At 46.8% G+C, this 23,748-nt stretch carries 14 protein-coding genes and 1 pseudogene; 9 read left to right on the forward strand and 6 right to left on the reverse strand.

The window, feature by feature from the left end:
* Window positions 1–415: 415 nt before the first annotated feature.
* Complete coding sequence (locus NDI34_RS16935; protein WP_190411315.1) at window positions 416–727, forward strand: chromosome segregation ATPase; 312 nt, start codon at window positions 416–418, stop codon at window positions 725–727.
* 68 nt (window positions 728–795) lie between these two features.
* On the opposite strand, the gene NDI34_RS16940 is transcribed toward NDI34_RS16935, so the two are convergent.
* On the reverse strand, window positions 796–3,936 hold the full coding sequence (locus NDI34_RS16940) for an MFS transporter (RefSeq protein WP_348233250.1): 3,141 nt from the start codon (window positions 3,934–3,936) through the stop codon (window positions 796–798).
* A 1,232-nt stretch (window positions 3,937–5,168) separates the two neighbouring features.
* Here NDI34_RS16940 and NDI34_RS16945 point away from each other — a divergent pair.
* Complete coding sequence (locus NDI34_RS16945) at window positions 5,169–5,462, forward strand: hypothetical protein (protein WP_348233251.1); 294 nt, start codon at window positions 5,169–5,171, stop codon at window positions 5,460–5,462.
* Here NDI34_RS16945 and NDI34_RS16950 read toward each other — a convergent pair.
* Together NDI34_RS16950 and NDI34_RS16955 are read right to left on the reverse strand one after the other, a co-directional pair.
* Entirely contained in the window at window positions 5,423–10,090 is a 4,668-nt protein-coding gene (locus tag NDI34_RS16950; RefSeq protein WP_348233252.1) for a CHAT domain-containing protein, read from the reverse strand. The two genes, NDI34_RS16945 and NDI34_RS16950, sit on opposite strands and share 40 nt — an antisense overlap.
* Before the next feature lie 199 nt (window positions 10,091–10,289).
* The gene (locus tag NDI34_RS16955; RefSeq protein ID WP_348233253.1) at window positions 10,290–12,161 is read right to left on the reverse strand and encodes a tetratricopeptide repeat protein; all 1,872 of its coding nucleotides are present in this window, start codon (window positions 12,159–12,161) and stop codon (window positions 10,290–10,292) included.
* A gap of 481 nt (window positions 12,162–12,642) precedes the next feature.
* Between NDI34_RS16955 and NDI34_RS16960 the strand changes: the two genes are divergently transcribed.
* Window positions 12,643–13,437, forward strand: a complete 795-nt coding sequence (locus NDI34_RS16960; RefSeq protein WP_348233254.1) for a DUF2993 domain-containing protein — start codon at window positions 12,643–12,645, stop codon at window positions 13,435–13,437.
* Between the two features lie 185 nt (window positions 13,438–13,622).
* Window positions 13,623–14,915: an APC family permease gene (locus tag NDI34_RS16965; protein ID WP_348233255.1), complete on the forward strand. Its 1,293-nt coding sequence runs from the start codon at window positions 13,623–13,625 to the stop codon at window positions 14,913–14,915.
* A 36-nt stretch (window positions 14,916–14,951) separates the two neighbouring features.
* Here NDI34_RS16965 and NDI34_RS16970 read toward each other — a convergent pair whose 3' ends face one another.
* From NDI34_RS16970 to lepA, 3 genes are all read right to left on the reverse strand, one after another.
* Window positions 14,952–16,343: a UDP-glucose/GDP-mannose dehydrogenase family protein gene (locus NDI34_RS16970; RefSeq protein WP_190411322.1), complete on the reverse strand. Its 1,392-nt coding sequence runs from the start codon at window positions 16,341–16,343 to the stop codon at window positions 14,952–14,954.
* A gap of 108 nt (window positions 16,344–16,451) precedes the next feature.
* On the reverse strand, window positions 16,452–17,411 hold the full coding sequence (locus tag NDI34_RS16975) for a UDP-glucuronic acid decarboxylase family protein (protein ID WP_190526465.1): 960 nt from the start codon (window positions 17,409–17,411) through the stop codon (window positions 16,452–16,454).
* Window positions 17,412–17,703: 292 nt separating this feature from the next.
* Complete coding sequence (gene lepA, locus NDI34_RS16980) at window positions 17,704–19,515, reverse strand: translation elongation factor 4 (protein ID WP_190411324.1); 1,812 nt, start codon at window positions 19,513–19,515, stop codon at window positions 17,704–17,706.
* A 773-nt stretch (window positions 19,516–20,288) separates the two neighbouring features.
* Between lepA and NDI34_RS16985 the strand changes: the two genes are divergently transcribed.
* From NDI34_RS16985 to NDI34_RS17005, 5 genes and pseudogenes are all read left to right on the forward strand, one after another.
* Window positions 20,289–20,519 (forward strand): type II toxin-antitoxin system CcdA family antitoxin, encoded by a 231-nt coding sequence (locus tag NDI34_RS16985; RefSeq protein ID WP_190411356.1) that lies wholly within the window; start codon window positions 20,289–20,291, stop codon window positions 20,517–20,519.
* 188 nt (window positions 20,520–20,707) lie between these two features.
* Window positions 20,708–21,982: pseudogene (locus NDI34_RS16990) on the forward strand (ATP-binding protein); the annotation flags it as partial.
* Between the two features lie 312 nt (window positions 21,983–22,294).
* Window positions 22,295–22,474 carry an ATP-binding protein gene (locus tag NDI34_RS16995; RefSeq protein WP_199299671.1) on the forward strand — a complete coding sequence of 60 codons (180 nt, stop codon included), beginning with the start codon at window positions 22,295–22,297 and terminating at the stop codon, window positions 22,472–22,474.
* 153 nt (window positions 22,475–22,627) lie between these two features.
* On the forward strand, window positions 22,628–23,278 hold the full coding sequence (locus NDI34_RS17000; RefSeq protein WP_190436810.1) for a DUF3386 domain-containing protein: 651 nt from the start codon (window positions 22,628–22,630) through the stop codon (window positions 23,276–23,278).
* A gap of 130 nt (window positions 23,279–23,408) precedes the next feature.
* Complete coding sequence (locus NDI34_RS17005; RefSeq protein ID WP_190411328.1) at window positions 23,409–23,651, forward strand: NifU family protein; 243 nt, start codon at window positions 23,409–23,411, stop codon at window positions 23,649–23,651.
* Window positions 23,652–23,748 lie beyond the last annotated feature (97 nt).

The following is a 23,748-nucleotide window of genomic DNA, read 5'->3' on the forward strand; positions in this document are numbered from 1 at the left end:
CGGACAGCGATGTCTTTCCGTTTTATGGAGTGGGTGAACGCTAATCGAGATGTATTCTCAGCCTATAAAGCTGCTTTGGGTTTTATTTGGGCTTGAAATCTGTTTAAGTCCCGCTAACGAAAAATTATTTTCATTTATTCCAAGATATTGAAGAAAATGAAGCTTTCCCAGACTCCTGCTACACTATTGTGGGGAATGAAGCTATGAAATATTTTCTGGAGGCTGAATTAGTTACTGACTTGTTAATAATGACTTTCAAAAGTTTTAATGAGTTATTAATTGCCTAAAGCTAATTGAAACCATTTTTATGAATGGTGGAAGCCAGTTTATTCTTCTTAGCGGGGGCACTGCCATGCCGTGTCCCTAGCGCTCCCTCCATCAATTTGCCGTCACCCAATCTCCCTAAATCTATACCGTGCAGAACATACCTCAAGATGATTCACCGAATGTTCCTGTCCAAAGAAATTGGTATTTAGTGACATTAACTCAGGTGTCGAAGCGTGAATTATTTTGCAAGCAAATTTTACACGCGATAGAACAAGAGAAGCTACAAGATGTGATTTTAAGAGTGGAAATGCCAAAAGAATCTGTATATCAGAATTTGGTATTGCTGGAAACAACGAGTTTCAAAGCTCTACGCGATCGCTTGCGACAGCTAGACTACGATCCCAAAATTTCGCCTAAACCTTTAACTTCCGAGCAAGTTAACCGGATGTTGGGCTTATAAAAAAGCAGTAGGGGCAGGAAAACAATCCTGCCCCTACGTTTATGGATTAGCGGAGAAAATCGGTAACTTTAACGACCGGAAACGGCTAAAGCGCCAGCGATCGCGGAAACGATCCCAGACACAGTTGCCGTACCAAACAGCCACCAAGCGGCAGAGGCAGCAGCTTTGCGAGTTTCTTCTGCCTGCCGCTGCGCTTGATACTTCACTTCGTCTAAGCGGCGTTGCGCTTCCTGTTGGAGGCGATCCACCCGTTGCAGGACGCTGTTGCGTGCGCCTTCAATTTGATCGACGAGCCGGTTAGCATCTTCCTCGGAGATGTCCTCGCGGGAAGACATGATGGCAACCAGAGTATTGCGATCGAAATGGGAGAGGCGATCGCGCAACGCATCAAACCCAGCTTGCGGATCGTCAAACAACTTGCGAACATCTTTCTTGATGCTGTCATAGTTGAGTTCTGGGCGATCCAGCGAGTTGAGGTAGTTGCGAATTTGAGCAAAAATCCCGTCAATCGTCTGTTGAATTCGCCGTTGAATGCTGCGAATTTGCTCCACAAATTGATCGCGTACCGAGAGGACTTGATCCACAATTCGGGCAGCTTCTTCCTCAGAGATATCCTGCCGTTGCGACAGCAGAGAGATCATCGTGTCGCGGTCGATGTGAGATAGGCGATCGGTCAGACTCTCAACTCCGGTGCGCGGATCGTGCAGCAACAACTGCAAATCGCGCTTAATTGCTTCTGGGTTGAGTTCGTCTTTGCCAGTATTCCGCAGGTAGTCTTGTAGCGTGCTTTGGAAATCTTGGATTTGTGCCTGCGTCCGGGTGGCAAGGCGACGAGGCGCTCTGACGATGTTTTTGATCGTACCCTGCACCTGATCGATGACCTGATTTACTTGCTCTTCGCTTAGGTCTTGCCGTTGACTCAGTAGCTTCACCAGGGTATCGCGGTCTACTTGAGATAGCCGTTGCCGCAGTGCCGTCGCACCTTCTCTGGGATCGGAGAGCAGCCTGGTCAAATCCCGCTGGATGCCTTCGGGATTCAGTTCGTCTTTACCAGTGTTCCGCAGGTAATCTGCTAGAGCCGTGCTGGTTTTGTCTACCTGCTCTTTGGCTTTATCTACGACCATTTGCGGTGCTTGGACAACGCTGCTCCAAGAATGTTGCACCTGATCGATGATTTGATTTACCTGGTCCTCGCTCAAGTCTTGTCGCTGACTCAGTAGCTGGACTAAGGTATCGCGGTCAAAGCGAGAAGCTCTCGACCGAAGTGCCCACATTCCTGCCTGCGGGTCGTTCAGGAGAGTTTTGATATCTCGCTGGATGCCTTCAGGATTCAGTTCGTCTTTGCCAGTGTTCCGCAGATAGGACTCTAAATTGAGCCACACTGCCTCGGTTTCCGATTGAATTCGGTCTCGGAGGGCTTGGGATTCGATCAGCACCCGATCGCGTGATTGTTCTAAATTCGTAGCGATCGCGTCAGCTTCTGTCTCGCCGATGTCTTCGCGTCCCCGCAGCAATTGCATCAAGGCATAGCGATCGTACAAAGCAAGACGACGCTCAAGGGTGTCATGGTCGGCATCTGCGTCTTCTAGCACCTTTTTGAAATTGTCGTTAACGCCTTCTGCGCTCAGTTCTGTCTTGGGTGCTGTTCGGATATAATCTTCAACTCGGCGGCGCAGGTCTTGCGTCCTTTCTTCTTCTTCAGCTGCCCGCACTGTCACCAAAACTTCTTGCCGGATGCCTTCCAATTGATCGGAAATGTCGTTGATTTTGTCTTGGGTAAAGACGCCCCGTTGTTGCAACAGGTTGGCAAAATATGACTTGTCTAGTTGCTCCAATTCCCGGCGAATTGTCCCCGGATCTCCTTGGGGGTCGTAGATGACTTCTTTGAATTCCCGGTTAAGTCCTGGTCGGGTAATCTGCCAGGAGTACGTGTTGAGCAGGTAGTTGTCTATATCTGCTCGAATGGTGCTGTAGGGGAGTTCTGGTTTAACTCCTGCTTGAGTCGCTAGTTTGTCGGTTTGCTCGGTTACTTTGTCTTTAGCTTTAGAGAGGGAACTTAAGATGGTTTGCACATCTAAATCTGAGAGATCTGTGCGTCCCATTGCTAATCCCATCAGGGTCGTTAAACCCTGCTGAACGCTTAGCTGAATTGGACCAGGAGCTGCGTCGTCGGCTGCTTTTTGATCGGCTTTTTTAGAGTCGCGCGTCTCTGCAATCAGCTGGTCGAGTTTGGCGTTGATATCATCTGACTTCACTTGACCCGGTTGTGCAGACTTGAGATAGTTGAGCAGTTCGCCCATCCGATCGGTTTGTTGTTCTCGCGATCCCACGGCTTGCCGCCATACGCCTTCGAGTTGGTCTACGATGCGGTTAAGGTCTCGTTTCGAGAGGTCTGTGCGATCGCTTACCAAATTTACAAATGTTTGGCGGTCGATGTTGCGAAGATTATCGGTGTTAGCGATCGCTTTTAGTTGCGGGTCGTTGAGCAATCTTTCAAATTCACCCCGAATCTTTTGTATATCGAGTTCAGGGGGACGCAAGGACCCTAAATAATCCTCCAGCGTCTCGCGGATGCTGGCAGGATCGATTCCCGATCCCAGTTCTCGCCGCACAGCTGCTGCTGCTGCCTCTGCGGTTGACACAACTTGATTATTTACAGCTTGTGCGCCGATTGCTGCGGTTGCTGTGCCGACAATTGCTTGGAAGCCGCTGGTTGCAGTATTAACAACTGAACCCACTAACGATCCCACTGTCGTTGAACTTACCCAGAATAGCAGGCAGAAGTAGGTTGCCCAAATTACCAGACCGATAATGGCACCCAAGCCGCCACTGCTAATCAAGCTCAGTTTCACTGCCAGGAAACACGCGATCGCTAACGCAATGGTGACTGTCACCAGCGTCCAAATTCCGACTGCTGTCCCTATTTTGCGAATTGTCCCTCCCAAACTTCCAGATTCATCCCGATCGGAATCTGAATCTGATTGATGACCCAAGTAAGAGATCCCGGCGGCGACTGAGAGGTTGGTTAACAATAATTGCAACGCAAAAGCTAACACTATCCCAGAAATCAGCGCTACAAAAAATTGAGGCCCTGAAAAGACAAGTGCCGCTTCTTCTGGAGTATTCACCGTTGGATCGACTGGTGTAACTTGAGCGAGCCAAAATAGGGTTTTGTACATTCCCATGAGTATTCCCGTACTCTCAAACATGATATTTTCTTCCTCAAAGCAAATCCCGCGCAAATTATAAATTAAGGTATGTTGAGTGGTCAAAATCTGCAAAAAAGACCACACTCTGAAACACCCGTTTGTCAAAAAAACGGGTGATTATCTTTCTGGTTTCTTTGTACTCATCTACTTAAGTAGTAACTCTGTATGTATCGCCTAACTCCTCTCTGTACGCCAGAATCGTCGAATCGGTCACTACAAAGCATCCTCCTGAGGTCTGAAATGTATACCTATGGCAGGATGGAGAGAGTAAGGGAGTAAGCCGCGAGCAATAAAAATACATTTGCAGACCTTTTCCTAAAACACGCTGCTGCTTCTTTCCATAAGCACCTTTATCTAGGCGATCTGCTCCGAAACCATGACGTACAGTTTAACTTAAGGAGTGGAGCAATAACCTTTAATGAAAGTTTATCTTCTATCCAAATTTTAGGAACTGAATCAGAAGCTAGAGATACTTAGCTCAGGGCTTAGACTGAACGAATAAAGTAATATATCAGATGCTTTTATGCAAGCCCCTATCGGTGTAAAATCGTTAAATATCTGAGAAAACACCAGGAATTCATTGTTACAGGATTGTTTCTGATTCGTGAAGTAACCGCCCATTTTCTGAGATTTTTTTGAGAGAAGGTGCAAACGGAGCTTGCAAAAGTAACAGGTATTCTCCATATCTTTAGAACTATAATGCTTGATTCATTCTTATCATAAATATCAAATTTAAATGCAATATGGTCATTAAGTAGAATTCCCTTAAAAGGTATAACTTAATTTTTAAGCTAATTATCCAATATTGCCAGCACCTATATTATCAGTTATTTCGATTTGGTAATTTTAGTAGATGTATTGAAATTTTCAATTGTATTTCTAAATAAAGATTTAACTCTTGTTAGTTTTGATGGTTATAAACGTCAAAATTAACTGATAACCTTGGAACTTAACGAACATTTTAATATCAAAGGAATAATTTTATATTACTTGAAGTAAAAGCTGGTGAGGGGTAATACGGTTTGGTTAGAAAAAGAACGTGAAAAAGTGATATGTCTCTATATCTATAGCGTTTCTCAGATGGCTTGAACATATTGTGGTTCTCATGTTCGGTAGCAGATTTTTGATTGCCATTCCCGTGCCGATGTATCTCGTACCAATTCTCTGTAAAGATGCGCTTAATAATAGAATAATAGAGCTTCAGTGGCAGGCGAGCGATCGGGTGAAGTGGAGTGAGGACTTTGTGGGAGGCATCTCGATGGCAAGCTGTTGACGAGCGCATCGGACTAGTTAGTGCTTGCCAGCCTGTTTTCAGCGTTTGCCTTTGCTCGTTTGCGATCGCTCTTGACACGCAAAACACTATCTATTTATTAAGCGCATCTTTAAAAAGAATTGGTATCACCTCTTTTTTCCTCAGCCCTTTTTTCCTCACCTCTCAGTCCTCAGTCCTCACCTCTCAGCCCTCAGTCATCTCTCCTCCCTTCTCTTACCAAGGGTTGCCAATCAACGTGAAAGCTGCCCAGTAGAAAGGATGCTCAAGACTTCTATTTCCCAGTCCAGCCATTGAGGGTGGCAAGGGAAAGCTGCCATTGAGGGTGCGGAGTTGACCTCCCTCTAAGCGCACTTTGCCCTTGAGCATTGCCACCTGTGCCTGACGCACCGCCTCCGCCTTGATGGGCGCTTTTTTCAATTGTTCGTAGAACTCTGTCATCAACCCCAAAGTCCCTTCATCGCTGACGTACCAGAGACTCGCTAGGGCTGACTTGACGCCTGCCTGCACTGATAACCCGGCAAAGCCTAATTCTGCCTGTTCATCTCCCAAGGCTGTGCGACAGGCACTTAGCACCAGCAATTCTACAGGAGGGTCATTCCAACCTAACTCCCGCAGCTGATCCAATCTCAGCTTGGTGTCCCACAGCTGAATATAGGAATTGCTCGGTTCTCCTGACTTAAATTCCCCATGCGTGCCTAGGTGAACAATTCCGAAAGGTTCTTGCTGACGCTGCGCCTTAAGATTTTTCAGAGTGAAGGCATCGTTGAGGAAAGATTTACCCGACCATAGGGAAGAGGCGATAATGGACAATTCCACGGGCACGGCGGGTAAGGGGTTTTGGTTGGTAAATTTGGCTGCTCCCATTGCCAGGACTTGGGTTTTTTTAATATCCCGGTAACGAGTATCGGTTAGGCTGAGACTCGGCATGAGTCCGACGCTGTATTTTTCCACTAGGAATTGTTGACCGTCATGGAGGGCAGCAACCGGAAGACTCCGCAACCCTGTATCCATGAGGAAAACCAAATTATCGATCTTGCTAGCTTCTAAATCAGCTTTTACGGGTGCTATCAACCACTTATAGAGTTGTTGGGAAGAATTGAGGTAACGGTTTGTTTTAAGCGGCTTAGTGATTTCTGAGCGAAATTCCTGGGCGACTTTGAGAACTTGTCGGCGTGTTACCCCTGTGACTCTCCTGCGAATTGGTGGCTTTTTAGCTGTCACAATGACGAGTTCGAGTTGGTCGTTATCCTGCGGTAGGGGATTGTTTGACGATTGAGCTGGAAGTTGAGCTAGCTGATTTAGGGCTAATCCCTGAGAGTTGAATTGCCAAAGAATATCTAATCGTGGCGCGGGATAAGGGAGTTGACTTTTATCTGCTGCTGTTCCTGGTGTAACTGTTGCAGGCACAAAAGCAACATAAATGAGTGCCGGTTTCACTCCAGTTGCTTTCTCAATTTCGTTAAGAATTTCACGCGCCTCATCCAAGGTTTTTAGGGGAAGATCGGGAGCGAGTCCCAAATATTGCTGGAATTGCCTTGTAAACTCTTGGTCGATTTGAGCAACAACCGGATCGATTTCGACTGAGGCAAGGGTTCTCGTTGCCGGTATTCGTGTCAGTGGCGTCTCCTGCGGTGGTGATAATTCGCTGGAAAGTGGCGTTGGGGAAGGTGTTGGCGTGGAGATTGGCGTGGGGATTGGCGTGGGAATTGGTGTGGGAATTGGTGTGGGAATTGGTGTGGGGATTGGAGTTGGAATTGGCGTGGGAATTGGTGTGGGGATTGGCTCAGCTACATTGATGGTGAGCTGTTGCGGGGCGGAGAAGGAAACTCGATCGCTCGCACTAATTGTAAAGGCATTGAGCAAACCAGTCGCACCCGTTGGCGGTGTGTAAACTAAAACATCGCTCAAAGACAAAATGGTTCCCGGTACGATCACGGTACCATCTTGTTTGGTCAGCGTTCCCCCATTAATGGCATCAATGCGTATTGAGGTAAAATCGCTATTTGCATCGGTTATAGATGGATTTAAACTCGCAACAGTGAATGTAATCGACTGATTTTGTTGAGTATCCGTTAGCAGAGTATTTGCGGTCAAAGTCGGTGCTTGGTTAATAAAGGTTATCTGAATACCATCAACACTAGGATTGCCCACCTCAAAGGTATTGTTATTGGGAATCAGAGTATCGATAGATGGAATGGTTTGTGCAGGAGAAATCAGCTCCCCATTCCCACTACTTCCACCCGTATCAATCGCTCCCGCCGTACCGTTGTTAGTCGCATCGCCGACGATAAATTGAAAGTTATCTTGCCCCCCATCATGTTGGATGATAACAGAGCCTCCTTGGGTCACTCCACTGGTGAGGATGGTTGCTGAAGTGCCGCCAATTATATTCAGTCCCTTAACAACTCCTAGGGAAGATATTGTGACATTACCACCGCTGAGTGAGCCATCGATTCCATCTACTTGTTCTTTAGCTTGGGTATTTATCGTATTAAAGGTAATATTGTCATCTGTTGTTAAGCTAACTAACCCACCTAATGCATTAGTAACCAGATCGGGAAAATCTGGATCGGGAGGGGGGGGATTAACAGTAGCAGAGGAATTAATGTTGCCGGTGATTATATCGTCCTTAGCTGTGAAGTTGACCGCACCCCCTGTAGCAACGATGGGGTCAGTAGCAGAGGAATCAATATCGCCGGTTTGAATACTACCTTGGGCATCTAAGGTAACTGAGCCGCCTATCGCATCGAATAAAGTGGCACCACCACTTGTTTGGCTAACAACAGCAGAGGAATTAATGGCATCTGTTTTAAGATTGCCTCCAGATGTTATCTTGACGTCACCCCCTGTAGCTCCTGGATTATCTCCAAGGAAAAATATGTCAGCTTCTGCAAAAGAATTAATTGTGCCTGTAGTGATGTTACTGCCAGCTTCTAAAGTGACTGCGCCGCCTGTAGATTGAAAATAAGAGGTGGAGGAGGAATTGATATCGCCATTAACTGTAATTGTGCCGGTGTTAGTAGTTAAACTCACCAGACCACCATCATTATTATTATTAGAGGAAGTAATATCACCTGTAAGAATGTTTCCATTAGTGGCATCCAGGATGATACTTCCACTGTTCGCGTATAAGTTAGAGGTGTCTAGATTGCCGGTAGCGATCGCGCCGTTGCTACTGGTGAGTTGAATCTTCCCGAACGGACCAAAACCAGGAGGAGGATCGATCTTAATATTTCCAACAGTGATACTTGCTCCGGAAATTGTTATATCTCTTCCATTGGTTCGGATGGTGTTCGCCGTATTTTGCATCACAAAAGAACCAACCTTATCACCATCAGCGTCTGCCGTAAAAGTGATTGACGTAGCAGGCCCGCCGCCGAAGTTCAGAGTTCCGTCACTTGTAAGATCGTTGATAGTGATGTTGTTAGTCGCTTGCAAAATCACATTGCCAGAGGCGGAGGCATTTTCCAGTTCGGTTTCCGAAATGATGAAATTTGCAGGAGCATCACCCTCAAGAATTGTGCCATCGGCTAATTCAACGTCTTGCGCTCCCGGACCCGCACTTTGATCTGTTACCGTGATATTGAGTGGATCAAGTAGTAAGGTTCCCGCCTTACCTTGTGGCGCTAGCGTATCCACCTTACCTTTGAAAGTTAAGCTTTCCTTGCCTGAAACTTCCACAAATCCGCCGTCGCCGGAATTTTTGCCGCCACGAGCGCTGATATTGCCGTAAAATTCAGTTGCCTTGTCAGACCAAACGATCGCACGACCCCCATTACCGTTGTTCTTGCTATCGACATCGATCGAAGAATCTGGACTGATATATGTTCTAGAGGCATTTGGTACTGTGCCCTTCCCTTGATAATCGCCGCCAATTAGCACCGTTCCGCCGCCAAGACTGCCGGAAGCGTTGATGTTGGCACCCACCAGCCCTACTTTGTCACCCAGAACCTGCACTTTACCGCCAGTCTGACCGGATGCGTTAAGGTTGCCAGCTACAATCGCAGTACCTGTATCGGTGGGGATTGCAACGCCAGATCCCGTGAGTACCACTTGACCTTTACTATTAACAGTGAGTTTAGTCGCATTCCCAATTTTTCCGCCAGTCAGCAGCTGCGGTACGGATTGAGGATTAGGGATAGGGGATTGGGGATTAAAATTCTGAGTTGCGACCTCCAAACTGAGTAGGTTTCCAGGTTGACTAATCCGCACGGATTTTCCGCCGGAAACCGCTGCCACAGTAATATTTCCTTCTGGTGCCAAAAGTTGCCCAGTATTAACGATAGTGCCACCGAGTAAGGTGAGATTTTTCCCCTGTCCTACTGCTAAGTTTCCAGAGTTAACGATGGCACCGGGTTGGGGAGCCGTGAAAGCAAAAGTGCTGGGATTTCCTTCTAAAGCGGCATAATTATTGTTACCGATGGCATTAAACCAATTATTGCCAAAGCCGATACTGTTGGCGGTGGTGGCAGTGAAAGATGCAGGCACATTTAGACTAGCGTTGTTGCCAAATACAATTCCGGCTGGATTCATCAAAAATAAGTTTGAATTGCCGCCAGTGACTTGAATTAAGCCATTAATGACGGAGACATCTCCACCCACAACTCGACCGAGAATATTCTGAATGCTGGGGGTGGATAGGAAGTTGGCAATCTCACCTTGATGGAGATCAAATTGGTTAAAGCTGTGGAAGAGATTCTCACCTTGGCTTGATAGCTTACCGCCAGTGATGTCGAAGCGATCGCCATTGACGTTGACAAGGGTACCAGTGCCATCAGCAGCCGGAATGATGGGTTGTGCCAATGCTTTTTCTAAGCTGATGACTCCTGCTAGAGGCAAGGCTGCCATCACTAGGCTAACTTTTCTCACTAAGGGTTTCATAATTGCTCTCTCTTGCAGATATTAAGAAATATTGAACAACCAATCGCAGTTCTGCTTTGCCGAAGTCACTACGTTTTTGTTTACACGGGTTGTTCCTTTAACCAATCGCTAACTGTGATGTACTTTCTGGACAGTTATTATACTGCTGTTATAACTTATCTCAACCAGGATTGTCTTCAGGAAATAAAAACAACCAAGTCTAAGAAAAAAGTTTTTTTAGAAGAATTTGATGAGACTTATGGATGAGTTTAATTTTATCGGAAAATACTGATATAAAAGCGTCTATCCCCACCTTTGTATTTTGAAAAGTATTTTTTGCAAAAATAAAATCATAATCGTCAAAAATGATCGTGCCGCCTACTTTGACAAGCGCCCAACTTAAAACTGCATCTTCCAGAACATCGCTGGCTAGGTGGGAGCCATCAATGTAAACTAAATCATAAAAATCCAAGGGTAACGAACGCAATATTCGTTGAGATTTACCTACTATTTTCCGCACCTTTTCCGCTGCACCTGTACGATTTATATTAAAGTTAAAACGCTCTTCTATAGAGCTTAAATAGTCACGCTCATATCTTTGATGTTCCAAGCTACCTGCAAAGGTATCTATACAGGTAATTTGGCTAGAACTATCTATCAAAATTTTTTCTAAAAACCAGCAAGTAGATCGTCCCTCCCAACTGCCTATTTCTAAAATATTTAATCCAGGTATTTTAGATAAGGGTTTAACATGCTCATTCAAAATATCAAGGTTGCGGCTAAACCAGTCTGTAGAAAATTGATAACCTTTCAATATTGTCTCAATTTGATAACGAGCTTTTGAAAATTCAGGCTTGATTGTTAAGAGTTTACGGTAATAGCTCATTGCCTCGGCAACTCTACCCTTTTGCTGGAAAATCATGCCTAAATCGTAGTAGGCTTCAGGAAAGTCAGGTTTAACTTCCAGCGCTTTCTGATAACAAGCGATCGCTTGTTCAATCTGTTCTTGCATCCACAATCTTGCTCCCATTTTAAAATAGGCTTCAGCTAAGAGGTTTTGCGATCCCTGGTAGTTACTTATATCCCCTTGAACAGAGAAAAGTTGAGCAGATGTCTGCAAATCGGCGATCGCTTCTGGATAGTTACCCAATTTAGAATGGGCATTTCCCCGGTTATTGTAGGCGGCGGCAAAGTTAGGATTAAGCTGCAATGCCAGAGTATAATCGTCAATCGCTCCTTGACTATCTCCTAAATCGAAGCGTGCGACACCTCGATTAGTGTAAGCTTCAGGAAAATTAGGATTGATATTCAGCGCCTGAGTGTAATCCTCAATTGCTTCTTGACCATCGCCAAGTCTGGAGCAAGTATTACCCCGATTGTAATAAGCAACAGCATCATGGGGATTGAGATACAAGATTTGGCTATATTCCTCGAAAGCTTTTTGATGATAAATTTGCCAAATTCTCTGTACCGTTAAATGTCTTTCCTGGTGGTGATGTCTGTAAGTTTGGGCTTCGTGCTGTCTCCAGATAATCACTTGTTCAGCAACAGAAATCCCGGTTTGACCAGAGAGGAATAAGCTTAAAAATAAAGTGCCAGTTGAGAGATATTCGGTTTGCACTAGGTTGAAGATGCGGGGCAAGTCTTGTACCCAGTCTCCAATCTTGAGGCTGAAGCAGGGAGGGCAGAATTTTAAATTAGCGATCGCTTCTCGAAATAATTCATTTCCCTGGGCTTGGTAAATCGGGGAAGGCACATCCTTGAACCGCCCGATAACTGCTGTATAAGGTAATGCTAAGGATGCATTGAGAAAGCTTGGTAAACTCTCTAGCGCCTCATCATCCCCATCTAGAATAAATACTTGTTTTACATTTTCTCTTTTTGCATCAGTCAGAGCCTGTATCAGCGTAGAAGCTGGCCCTTTATGCTCTAGTCGTCTAATTTGGCATCTACTTTTAACAGCAGCCAAATCAGGAAAAATATTGCTTCCATCATCGTATACAACAATATCAAAATCTCCCTGAATCGAACGGATAGCCCGTTCTAGATAGGGATAGCTAGGATCGTAATATCGAATAATGATCCGTGTCATCGCCGTCAACTTAAGAATACAGAACAGTGTTCATCCCACACCAGTCGCTCAAAATTCCCCTAGTCTGAGTCACGATGCTTTCGTTGCCACACTCCAAGTAATTTTCGTGTATCTGTCATAAGGAGTAGGGAAGCCCTGCCCTTACTGGCATCATAAGACTCTAGAGATTGTGAAATTTAATTGTCTCCAATGATACTTTGCAACTTTTGGCAGTAATCTGGGATCTTTAGCCCAGAGTCTTTGCAGCACCTAGTGATGCTGTAGGCGATCGCGCATCAAGAGGGCGATCTGCTCAAATCTGCGACTCTAATTGTTGTAACTAATTGGAAAATTCAGAAAATTCTATCAATCGCGCCATTTTCCGGCTGATAACCTTAAGCAGTAGGCTCTCTGGGGTTCTCTCTGTCTTAGGTCTTCTTGCTTATTTGTTAATATTTTGTTACAAACAAGAGAGTAAGCACTCTTATGGACGCGAAACATTATGTTAGGCGGCCTTACTGGTTTCACAAACAATACTGGCACTGATTGGGGAGAACGCCTCCTCAATACAGTCGCTAGCAAGACTATTCGCCACATGTTTACCCAGAGTGAGTCTGTGGAAGTTGCTGTTCGCTGCTATCCCTCCAGCAAGCTTTTGCAGGGCAGTATTGACAGCTTCAAAATGAGCGGTAGTGGTCTTGTGATTCGCCGCGAGTTTCGCACCGAGGAGATGTCGTTTGAGACAGACGCCGTCTCGATTGACTTCAGCTGTGTAATGCAAGGTCAGATTCGCCTTAAGCAACCCACCCAGGCAGTTGTACAGGTGACGCTAACCCAGGCAGATATTAACCAATCCTTTCAGGCAGAACTGGTGCAGAAGCGCCTGCAAGATATTTCCACACCAGCTTTGACAGATTTATCTGGCGGTCAGCCCGTTTCCTTTACCGAAGTCCAAGTACAGCTGCTGCCCGAAAACCAAGTGCAAATTTTTGCAAAGGCAGATTTGGGCGAAAAAGGATTGGTGCCACTCAGCATGAAATCAACCTTAAGCGTGGAACGGCGGCGTCGCATTCGGTTTAAAGATCCCCAATTTCAACCAGAGGCGGTTCCAGAAGAATCACGGGAAATTTCTCAGACCTTGACATCGGCGTTTGCGGAAATTTTAGATAACATGGTCGATTTGGATCGCTTTAATCTCGACGGCGTAACCATGCGAATTAACCGCTTGGAAACCCAAGGAGATAAGCTAATTTTCAGTGGCTATGCCCAAATCGAGCGCGTTCCCAATAATCCTTGATTTTAGTCAATCGTCATCGGTTAGTAGGCAATCGCAGGGTCAGAACCGCGTTAAAAGGAACAGGGATAAGGAGCGGTGGTTGAACACCCCTTTTCTATCCTTAATTCCTTAAGGTAAGCGATCGCACAACTGTGTCTTAACCTCTCAGCCTTAGGATAACAGTAGTGTTATCTGGGAGATATCTTGTGACTGCTGGAACCTCACCCCCGCAGCTTCAGAGAGAGTTAGGGGTTTTGGGTGCCACGATGATGGGTTTGGGTTCGATCGTGGGCACGGGCGTGTTTGTCAGCATCGGCATTGCCGCCGGAATCGCAGGACCGGCGGTAATTTTGGCGATCGCGATTGGAGCCGTTGTGGCAACCTGCAACGGTCTCAATAGTGCCCAGTTAGCAGCGAATCACGCCGTCAGTGGTGGCAGCTACGAATATGGCTACAAGTATCTCAATCCGAGTCTGGGTTTTACCGCAGGCTGGATGTTTCTATTGGCAAAGACTGCTTCAGCAGCAACGGCAGCTTTGGGTTTTGCTGGCTACTTGCTGAATGCGACAGGTTTGTATGGGCGGGGATTTCTGATTCCCACGGCGCTAGCTGCGGCAATTTTGATGACTTTAATTGTTTTGAGCGGGATTCGCCGCTCTAATCGCGCCAATATTGCCATCGTCTCGGTGTCGCTGCTCTCTTTAATTTTCTTTGTCCTTATCTGTCTACCCCGCGCCACAGAGGTTGGTACAGAAAATCTCACGCCATTTTTCAAAGGTTCTCCGGCGACGGTACTCCAAGCCAGTGCGCTGATGTTTGTGGCTTACACGGGTTATGGAAGGATTGCCACGTTGGGCGAGGAAGCACGGGAACCCCGAAAGACAATTCCAATCGCGATGATTGTTAGCCTGGGGGTGACAATGCTGCTTTACATGGCAGTGGCAACGGTTGGCATTGGGGCGGTCGGGACAGAAATTTTGGGCAAACCAACCCAGGCACAGGCAGCACCCCTCGAGGTGGCAGTTCGCAGCGTTGCCGGTTCAAGAGGTGCGGCGATTTTATCAATTGGTGCGATTGCGGCGATGCTGGGGGTACTATTAAACTTGATTTTGGGTTTGTCCCGCGTGCTGCTGGCGATGGGAAGACGCCGGGATATGCCCAGAATTTTGGCACGGCTAAATCGGCAAGGAACGACACCCGATTTAGCGGTGGTCGTGGTCGGAATTGCGATCGCCCTTTTAGTTCTGCTTGGCAATGTCAAAACGACTTGGTCATTCAGTGCCTTTAACGTCTTGATTTACTACGCAATTACTAATCTGGCAGCATTAAAAATGCCAGATTCAGAACGGCTCTATCCCAAATGGATAGCCTGGGCAGGTCTAGGATCTTGCCTGTTCCTGGCTTTCTGGGTAGAGCCGCAAATCTGGCAAATGGGTCTGGGATTAATTGTCGCTGGTCTAATCTGGCACCAAGTCAGGCAAAGAGTTAGGGAGTTATGAGTTAATAACTCATAACTCCCTAACTCAAAACTTTTCCTAGCGACCAACACCGATGTATTGGAAACCGGCGCTTTCTATTTCCTTCCGGTTGAGGAAGTTACGACCATCAATCATCACCGCGTTGTTCATCAGCTTAGACATTTTGCTGTAGTCTAGGGTCTGGAACTGCTGCCAGTCTGTCACCAACACAAGGGCGTCACAGCCATCAGCCAGCCGTTCGGGATCGGTTTCCACCATCACGCCGGTTAACCCATGACGCATCCCAGTTGAAGAAACAATTGGATCGTAGGCTTTCACTTTCGCTCCCAGCCGGTTGAGTTGCTCGATGAGATTGAGCGCTGGAGCATCGCGCATATCATCGGTATCGGGTTTGAAAGTCAGACCTAGCAATCCCACCGTTTTGCCTTTGAGGATTTTTAGCGCCTGTTGCAGTTTTTCGATCGCAATCACGCGCTGGCGCTGGTTGACACTCACAGCAGATTTGAGCAGTTGAGCTTCATAGCCGTAGTCGTCCGCGGTATGAATCAAAGCCGAGACATCTTTCGGGAAGCAGGAACCACCCCAGCCAATCCCAGCTTGCAAGAACTTGTTACCAATCCGAGAATCCAAACCGATCCCCTTAGCGACTTGGGTAACATCAGCACCAACGCGATCGCAAATATTGGCAACTTCGTTGATAAAGCTGATTTTGGTTGCGAGGAAGGCATTCGCGGCGTACTTAATCATCTCAGCAGAGTTAATGTCTGTCACCACGACGGGCACTTGCGGTAAGGATTTGTCTTCTGCCACCTGGCGCTCGACGATGGGAGCATAGAGTTCCTGCATCATGGCGATCGCTTTCGGATTGGTGCTACCCAGCACAATCCGATCCGGGTTAAAGGTGTCGTAAACCGCCGAACCTTCGCGCAAAAATTCTGGATTGCTAACAACATCAAACTGAGGAGTTGTTTCTAGTGTCAACTCCTCGGTAACAACGCCACCAGCTCCCACTAGGGACTTTTGGCGTTCCAGAACGCCATCAAGTACAATCATCCGCACCCAGTCCCCAGAACCAATTGGCACTGTGGATTTATTCACAATGACTTTGTAACCACCGTCAAGATGAGCGCCAATTCCACGGGCAACGGCTTCAACATATCTGGTATCGCTTTCACCATTTGCCAAAGCGGGCGTCCCTACTGCGATGAACAAAATTTCTCCATGAGCCACTCCAGCACCCAAATCGGTAGTGAACTCAAGATGCCCTGACTGGGAAGCCGATTGCATAATTTCTGACAGTCCTGGCTCATAAATCGGGGACTGTCCCGCCTTCATCAACTTGACTTTTTCTTCGTTATTGTCAACGCAGATGACATGATGTCCAATATGAGCAAGACTGGCACCCGTGACCAAGCCAACATATCCAGTGCCAATTACGCAAACACGCATAGGAGTAAACCTCAAAAAAATTGGAATGACAGTTCTGGGGGTACGATTCTGTTGGGTAGTCTTTTGTTAAAAGTCATTGATAATTAACTTTTGACAAAGGACTCTAATTCACGAATCGCTGGGGATGCGATTCTCCGGCAGAGAAGCTAAGCGATCGCGAAAATCTTCTATAGTCAGTTGTAACCCTTCTTGCAAGGGTATTGTTGGCTCCCAATCTAGCCAAGTCTTTGCCCGCGTGATATCCGGACGCCGTCGGCGAGGATCGTCTTCTGGCAGTGGCTCAAGCTTAATCTTCGAGTCTGGGTTCACCATTTTTTGGACAGCCTCAGCCAGCTCTAAAATCGTATATTCATCGGGATTCCCTAAATTAATCGGTCCCGTATGCTCGCCATTCATCAGCCGCATCAGCCCTTCCACTAGGTCTGAAACGTAGCAGAAACTTCGGGTTTGCGAACCATCACCATAAACCGTTAGGGCGGTACCCCGCAGAGCTTGCACTACAAAGTTGCTAACCACTCGACCGTCATTTTCTAACATTCGAGGGCCGTAGGTGTTGAAGATTCGCGCGACTCGAATTTCTACATGATTCTGGCGATAATAGTCAAACGCCAGTGTTTCTGCAATTCGCTTGCCTTCGTCATAGCAGGAGCGAATTCCTATCGTATTGACATTACCGCGATATTCTTCAGTCTGGGGGTGGATTTCAGGATCGCCGTACACTTCTGACGTGGAAGCCAAGAGTAATCTTGCCTTCACCCGCTTTGCCAGTCCTAACATATTCAGCGTACCCAGGACATTCGTTTTCACGGTCTTTACTGGGTTGAACTGGTAGTGTACTGGAGAGGCGGGGCAAGCTAGGTGATAAATTTGCTCCACTTCCAAGCGTATCGGTTCGGTGATGTCGTGACGGATGAGTTCAAAATATGGATTATCCAGCCACTTCAGGATGTTGCGTTTGTGTCCGGTATAGAAGTTATCGAGGCAAATGACTTCATGCCCTTGCGTCATTAGCCGGTCGATCAGATGGGAACCGATAAAACCAGCACCACCTGTGACTAAAATTCTCATCTGGCAATTGAGTCTTTTAAGAGTTGGAATCCATCTTAGACTAACCTTGCCATGCGACGGTGTCCAGATGTACCTGGATTTTCAATAAATCTTTGAACATATCGATGAAGATATCGTAAAGATTAGCGATCGCTCCTCGGCATTCATTTCTTCGCCTCAAGTTCGTTCCTTTCCCACTCTCAGCCTGGAATAGCACCCTATGTAAGACACGAAGCTACGAAAATACGCTGGATTCCTAAGCTTAGCTTAAAAATCCAGCGTAAGTCTCAATTCAGTAGTCTCAATCCAAGCGCTACTCTTGATCCAGGCGCAACACCGCCATGAAAGCTGATTGCGGTACATCAACCGTCCCAATCGACTTCATGCGCTTCTTCCCTTTAGCCTGCTTCTGCAACAACTTTTTCTTTCGAGAAATATCACCGCCGTAGCACTTGGCAAGCACATCTTTTCTCAAAGCGGGGATATGTTCGCTGGCGACAATCTTACTGCCAATCGCGGCTTGAATCGGAATTTTGAACTGATGCCTGGGAATCAGTTCCTTCAACTTTTCTGTCAAACCACGTCCTACGTTGTAAGCCTTATCCCGATGCACAATCATCGCTAAGGCATCAACGGGGTCGTTGTTGATTAAAATATCTAGCTTAACCAGGGGATTTTCCTGATAGCCAATCAAATGATATTCCATACTGGCATAGCCGCGAGTTCTGGACTTCATTTGGTCAAAAAAGTCCGTCACCACTTCCGCCAGGGGTAACTCATAAGTCAGCGTAGTTCGCCCCTGCGTTAAATACTTCATATCTTTGAAGACACCACGCCGGTTTTGACATAACTCCATCAAAGTCCCCACATAGACTTCTGGGGTAATCATGTCTACCTTGACATAAGGCTCCTCAATTTTTTCCCGCTCGTTCGGCGGCGGTAGGTGGCTGGGATTATCAATGTAGACTTCCTCTCCCTTATTGGTAATCACCCGATAGACCACCGAAGGAGCGGTGATAATCAAATCTAAATCGTATTCCCGCTCTAGACGCTCTTGGACGATCTCCATGTGCAGCAAGCCCAAGAAGCCGCAGCGGAAGCCAAACCCCATTGCGCTGGACGTTTCCGGTTCGTAGTTCAACGCCGCATCATTTAATTTCAGTTTTTCCAGGGCTTCCCGTAAGTCTGGGTATTGGTCAGCATCGGTAGGGAACAAGCCGCAAAAGACCATCGGCTTCGCTTCGGTGTAACCGGGCAATGCCTCGCTAGCAGGGGCATTCGCTAGGGTAATGGTGTCTCCTACGCGAGCATCTTCCACCGCTTTAATTGCCGCTCCTAGGTAGCCCACTTCTCCGGCGTGCAGTTCGTTCACCGGCTTCTGAGTCGGGGAAAGGATACCCAATTCGTCAATTTCATATTCTTTGCCAGTCGCCATCAGACGAACGCGATCGCCTTTTTTGACCGTACCATCCATCACCCGGAAGTATACAATTACACCCCGATAGCTGTCATAGTAACTATCAAAAATTAAAGCTCTCAGCGGTTGGGACACCGTATCTATCGGCGGCGGGACTAAGTGAACGATCGACTCCAGGATCTCGTCAATCCCAAGCCCTTCTTTCGCAGAAGCGAGAATTGCACCGCTACAATCCAGTCCGATAATTTCTTCAATTTCTCCCTTTACCCGATCTGGCTCAGCTCCAGGGAGATCGATTTTATTTAATACTGGAATAATTTCCAGATTATTCTCAAGGGCGAGATAAACATTGGCAAGCGTTTGCGCTTCCACCCCTTGAGAGGCATCCACTACCAAGAGTGCGCCTTCGCAAGCGGCGAGGGAACGCGACACCTCGTAGGAAAAGTCTACGTGACCAGGTGTATCAATTAGATTTAGAACGTACTGTTGACCATCCTTGGCGGTATAGTTCATTCGGGCAGCTTGCAGCTTAATCGTAATGCCGCGCTCCCGTTCTAAATCCATATTGTCCAGGAACTGTTCCTTCATCTGCCGATCTTGCACCGTGCCCGTAAACTGCAAGAGGCGATCCGCCAGAGTGGATTTTCCGTGGTCAATGTGGGCAATGATCGAGAAATTACGAATGCGAGAAACAGGTACGTCAGTCATAGCCAAACAAAAAGGCACGAACGGCAATTGAAAAGTTCAGCGGACTTCAAATATTGTAATGTTTCCGATGCCCAGGCAGTTAGGACAGCCGCAGATATGTCCCTTCTGTCAACGTGAAACAATTCTTTAACTTTGAGTAGGACAGTTACCGCCTTCGATGACTATACAGTAGAAAATCTGCGCGGTTTACCTAAATCAGAGACAGCGATAAAAATAGATGCAGGACTGAGGACTGAGGGTTGAGTAGGGAGGACTGAGGACTGAGAGTTGAGGAAGGAGGACTGAGGGTTGAGGAAGGAGGACTGAGTAACTGTCAAACAGTCAGTCAAGCGAAGCGATAACCATTTAATTTGGCATGGGAGGGTGATGAGAACACAGCAAAAGGTATTGTGAATCTAAAGACTTAAAAAGAAATCTTGTGTATTCAAGTAGATTAGGGCACATTGGAATTAAATCCATGCAAAAACTGCTCTGATGAAAAACCTTTAAAAAAAGGGTAATTTTCTGATGAGAGAACGACTTCTCTACCGAAAAGTGGCAATGCTTCAGGAGCAGCCGCCCTCACCAGAAAATAGAGCGCTATTGCCAACTAGCAGTTAGCGCCCAGAGAATGTCAGAATGCATACTAGGGATCGGAATTGCAAAATTTTGTTGCCCATTAGGATAGGAGCGGCATTCTACTGACTGCGTTGCTTGCATCAGCAGTTAGCATGGAAAGACGGCGCATCCTCTTCCGCGTTGGTTTTGCTTGGAAATGTCATCACTGCACTGATATGAACGATCGGGCCAGATATTCTCAGGGTTCAGCCGAAAAGGTGGAAATTTCTATCCACCTTGATTCTGAACTGTTAGCACAAATTAAGCACCTGACCAACGATCCGAGTAAGGTCATTGAGACGGCAATTCGGCAGTGGCTTAGAGGTGAACGAGATCGAGATGATGAACTGACTCGGAACCTAGAGAGGAATCCGCCCGTGCCTCCAAGAGGGGAATGGAACGATTAATGCAAAATAAAGAACACTCTAGATGTAGACTTTAGCCGCAGGGCAAGTCTTTTGAGGTTGTATCTATCACAGAAAACGGCTGGTAATCATTAGCTTCTTCTCCTTTTGCAGTTTACAGGTATACTCTGATGGCGGCTCCTGTTAATGTCTCACTGCCAACTTTCGAGTCAACTGTGTCAAGTCCAGATCAGTACCAAAAACTGCTGAGTCAGATTGCTAGGAATATCCGTCGCACGCTCGATCTAGATACCATTTGGCAGCAAACGGTTAGAGGGCTAGGAGAAGCGCTTAACGTTAGTCGCTGCATCATCTGCAACTACGAAAGTTCTAAGCCCAAAGTGCAGGTGGTGGCGGAGTATTGCCAGGAGACGTTTCGGTCGATGCTGGGACAACAGTTACAGCTTGCCGAGCAACCCTACCTAAGGCAAGCACTGGAGACACAAGGCGAGCCAGTTGTGGTAGAACAGGCTGGGGTGAATGCGTTTGGGCAACAATCGGTATTAGTCGTTTCTACCTGCTATCAAAACCAGCCAAATGGCGTCATCGCTTTGCAACAGTGCGATCGCACTCGGCGATGGAACGATGCCGAAGTTGAGTTAGTTAGAGAACTGGCAGATCAGGTGGGAACCGCGATCGCTCACGCCACCCTGTATAAAGAATTAGAAGAAGCCCGCGAACAAGCAGAAGAAGCTTCTCGCCTCAAATCAGAGTTTCTGGCAAATACTTCCCACGAACTTCGGACACCGCTAAACGGCATGATTGGCTCCCTGAAGCTGATCCTAGATGGGACGGTAGACGAGCCAGAAGAGCAACTGGATTTTATCCAAGATGCTTACCGTTCAGCTTTACATCTCCTCAACCTGATCAATGACATTCTCGATGTCGCCAAAATTGAAGCAGGCAAAATGGAGCTGGAACTGGGACAGGTGAAGCTGGAAGAACTATTCGGGGATGTTGAGGAATTTACCCAGAATCAGGCGCAGCAGAAAAACCTGAGCTTATGCATTCAAATGCCATCTACCTACGATGAAATTATCCTGTATGGCAACTACCAGCGGCTGCTCCAGGTGATGTTAAACCTGATAGGGAATGCAATCAAATTTACCCATGAAGGCGGCGTCACGGTCAGTGCCGAGGTCAGTAAAAAGAAACTTAAGTTTGGAGGACAAGAATGTCCAGGCGTCGTGAAAGTCCAAGTCGCCGATACGGGGATTGGCGTCTCCCTTGACAAGCAAGACAAACTATTTCAATCTTTTAGCCAGGTGGATGGCTCTCGCACTAGACAGTACGGTGGTACCGGATTGGGATTGGCAATATCTCAAAGGCTGGTAGAAGCAATGGGTGGGGTCGTAAACTTCTACAGTATGGGCGAAGGTCTGGGTTCAACAGTTACGTTCACCGTGCCTCTGTATCAAGAGCCGGTAATGATTTCAACGCAACAGACAGGTTCGATGGATTGTTAATGTAGGTGCTACTTTCGGGGATTGATGAAATTGGATTGAGTTGGCTCTACCAGTTGAAAGCACAAACAAGCTGCTTGCTGGTAGTTTCAGGCTCTACGATGAAATTTCGAGAAAGCAAGCACGCCAACATAGCCTGCGAGGTCAACAGGATTCTATGACTGAGCCAATTTCCGAACCGTACCAAAACTTTGAACCAAATTGCTAACAGGAGCGATCGCACACTCAATCTAAAAGCGATTTTCAGCAAACGGTTGAAAGTTTGGGAAAAGCACTGGACATAAGCCGGTGCCTTAGTTTCAATTGTTCGGTAAAGTGAATGGCTCTCCCACAACTCCCGACGCGGGTACGGGACTCGGACTAACAATCTCCCAAAAGCTGCTCAAAGCAATGGCTGGCAATATTCATGTTCATCGTTACGGCGAAGGACTCGGCTCAACAGTCATGGTCACTGTACCCCTGTATCAACCTCCAGTAATGATTACTACGCTATAGACGGGTTCAAAAGAGCTATTAATCTAGGTGGGTACAGCGACGCTGTCGGGTTTTTCTGCTAACCCCAGTTTTCAGATAATTGTGTCGCCAAACCGTGTCACTACTCTGCAAACATTTTTACACTAGGAAAGAAGTTGATTAAAGTAAGAGTCTATGACTGAGCAAGCAAATGCTCGTGACTTGTTTCGGGCTGCCTACGAAAACCGCTACACCTGGGATACTAATTTCCCAGGATATAGTGCTGATGTAGAACTCAAGCAAGGTGATGAAGTCTACAAAGGCAAAATTCGCATCAACAGCGACATGACTGTTGAAGTTACCGGCATCGAAGACGAAACGGTGCAAGAGAGCATCTATACTCAGCTCAGGGATATTGTCACCCACCGCAAGCGGGGGTCTTTTGACAAAGCTCACGGCAAGAACGAATTTAACCTGGGGGAAACGGACGCCAGCGGCGCTACGGAAATTCTGGTTAAAGGCGATGCGATGGGATCTAACTACAAAATCCGAGGCACTGAAATTTGCCAGGTGAGTCGGGTAATGGGTCGAATGGCATTTGTCATCGATACTGCTGAAAGTTTAGACACCGGAGAAGGCTACGCCGCCAGTCGCTACGATGTTGTCTTCCAGAATCCTCAGACAGGTGAATTGCTCAGAGAAATGCAATTTGAGGATACCTTCGAGAAAGTCGGCGATTACTACGTGATGACCAAGCAGGTAATTCACGCGAATGAGCAAGGTCAAAAAACGACCACCGAGTTCAACTACGCGAACGTTAAGTTACTGGAACCAGCAGCGGTATAGGCGGTCCGCGTTACGATACCCTCTCGGCTGTCCCCAGTGTTCTCCATTTTCGCGATGAGTTTTTATCTCTGCGTGAACTAGGATCAACATAGCTGCAATAGAAAGAAAGATTCGATAAGGTAAACTAACCATGTCACAAACACTGGCACTGACTTCAGAAAACGTCGAACAAGTTTTGGATGAACTGCGCCCTTACTTAATGTCCGATGGTGGTAACGTTGAGCTGGTAGACATCGACGGTCCAGTCGTGAAGCTACGCCTCCAAGGAGCCTGCGGATCTTGCCCTAGTTCAGCAATGACGCTGAGAATGGGAATTGAGCGCCGCTTGCGTGAATTTATCCCCGAAATTGCCGAAGTTGAGCAAGTCCTTTAAAGGCAAAAGGTAAAAGGCAAAAGGCAAAAGATTTTTTCTGATTTCTTTTGCCTTTTTAGTTTAATTGAACCAGTCTTTTCAAAGCCAAAGGCAAAAG

The sequence above is a fragment of the Trichocoleus sp. DQ-U1 genome (genome assembly GCF_039961925.1).
Classification (GTDB): domain Bacteria; phylum Cyanobacteriota; class Cyanobacteriia; order Cyanobacteriales; family FACHB-T130; genus FACHB-T130.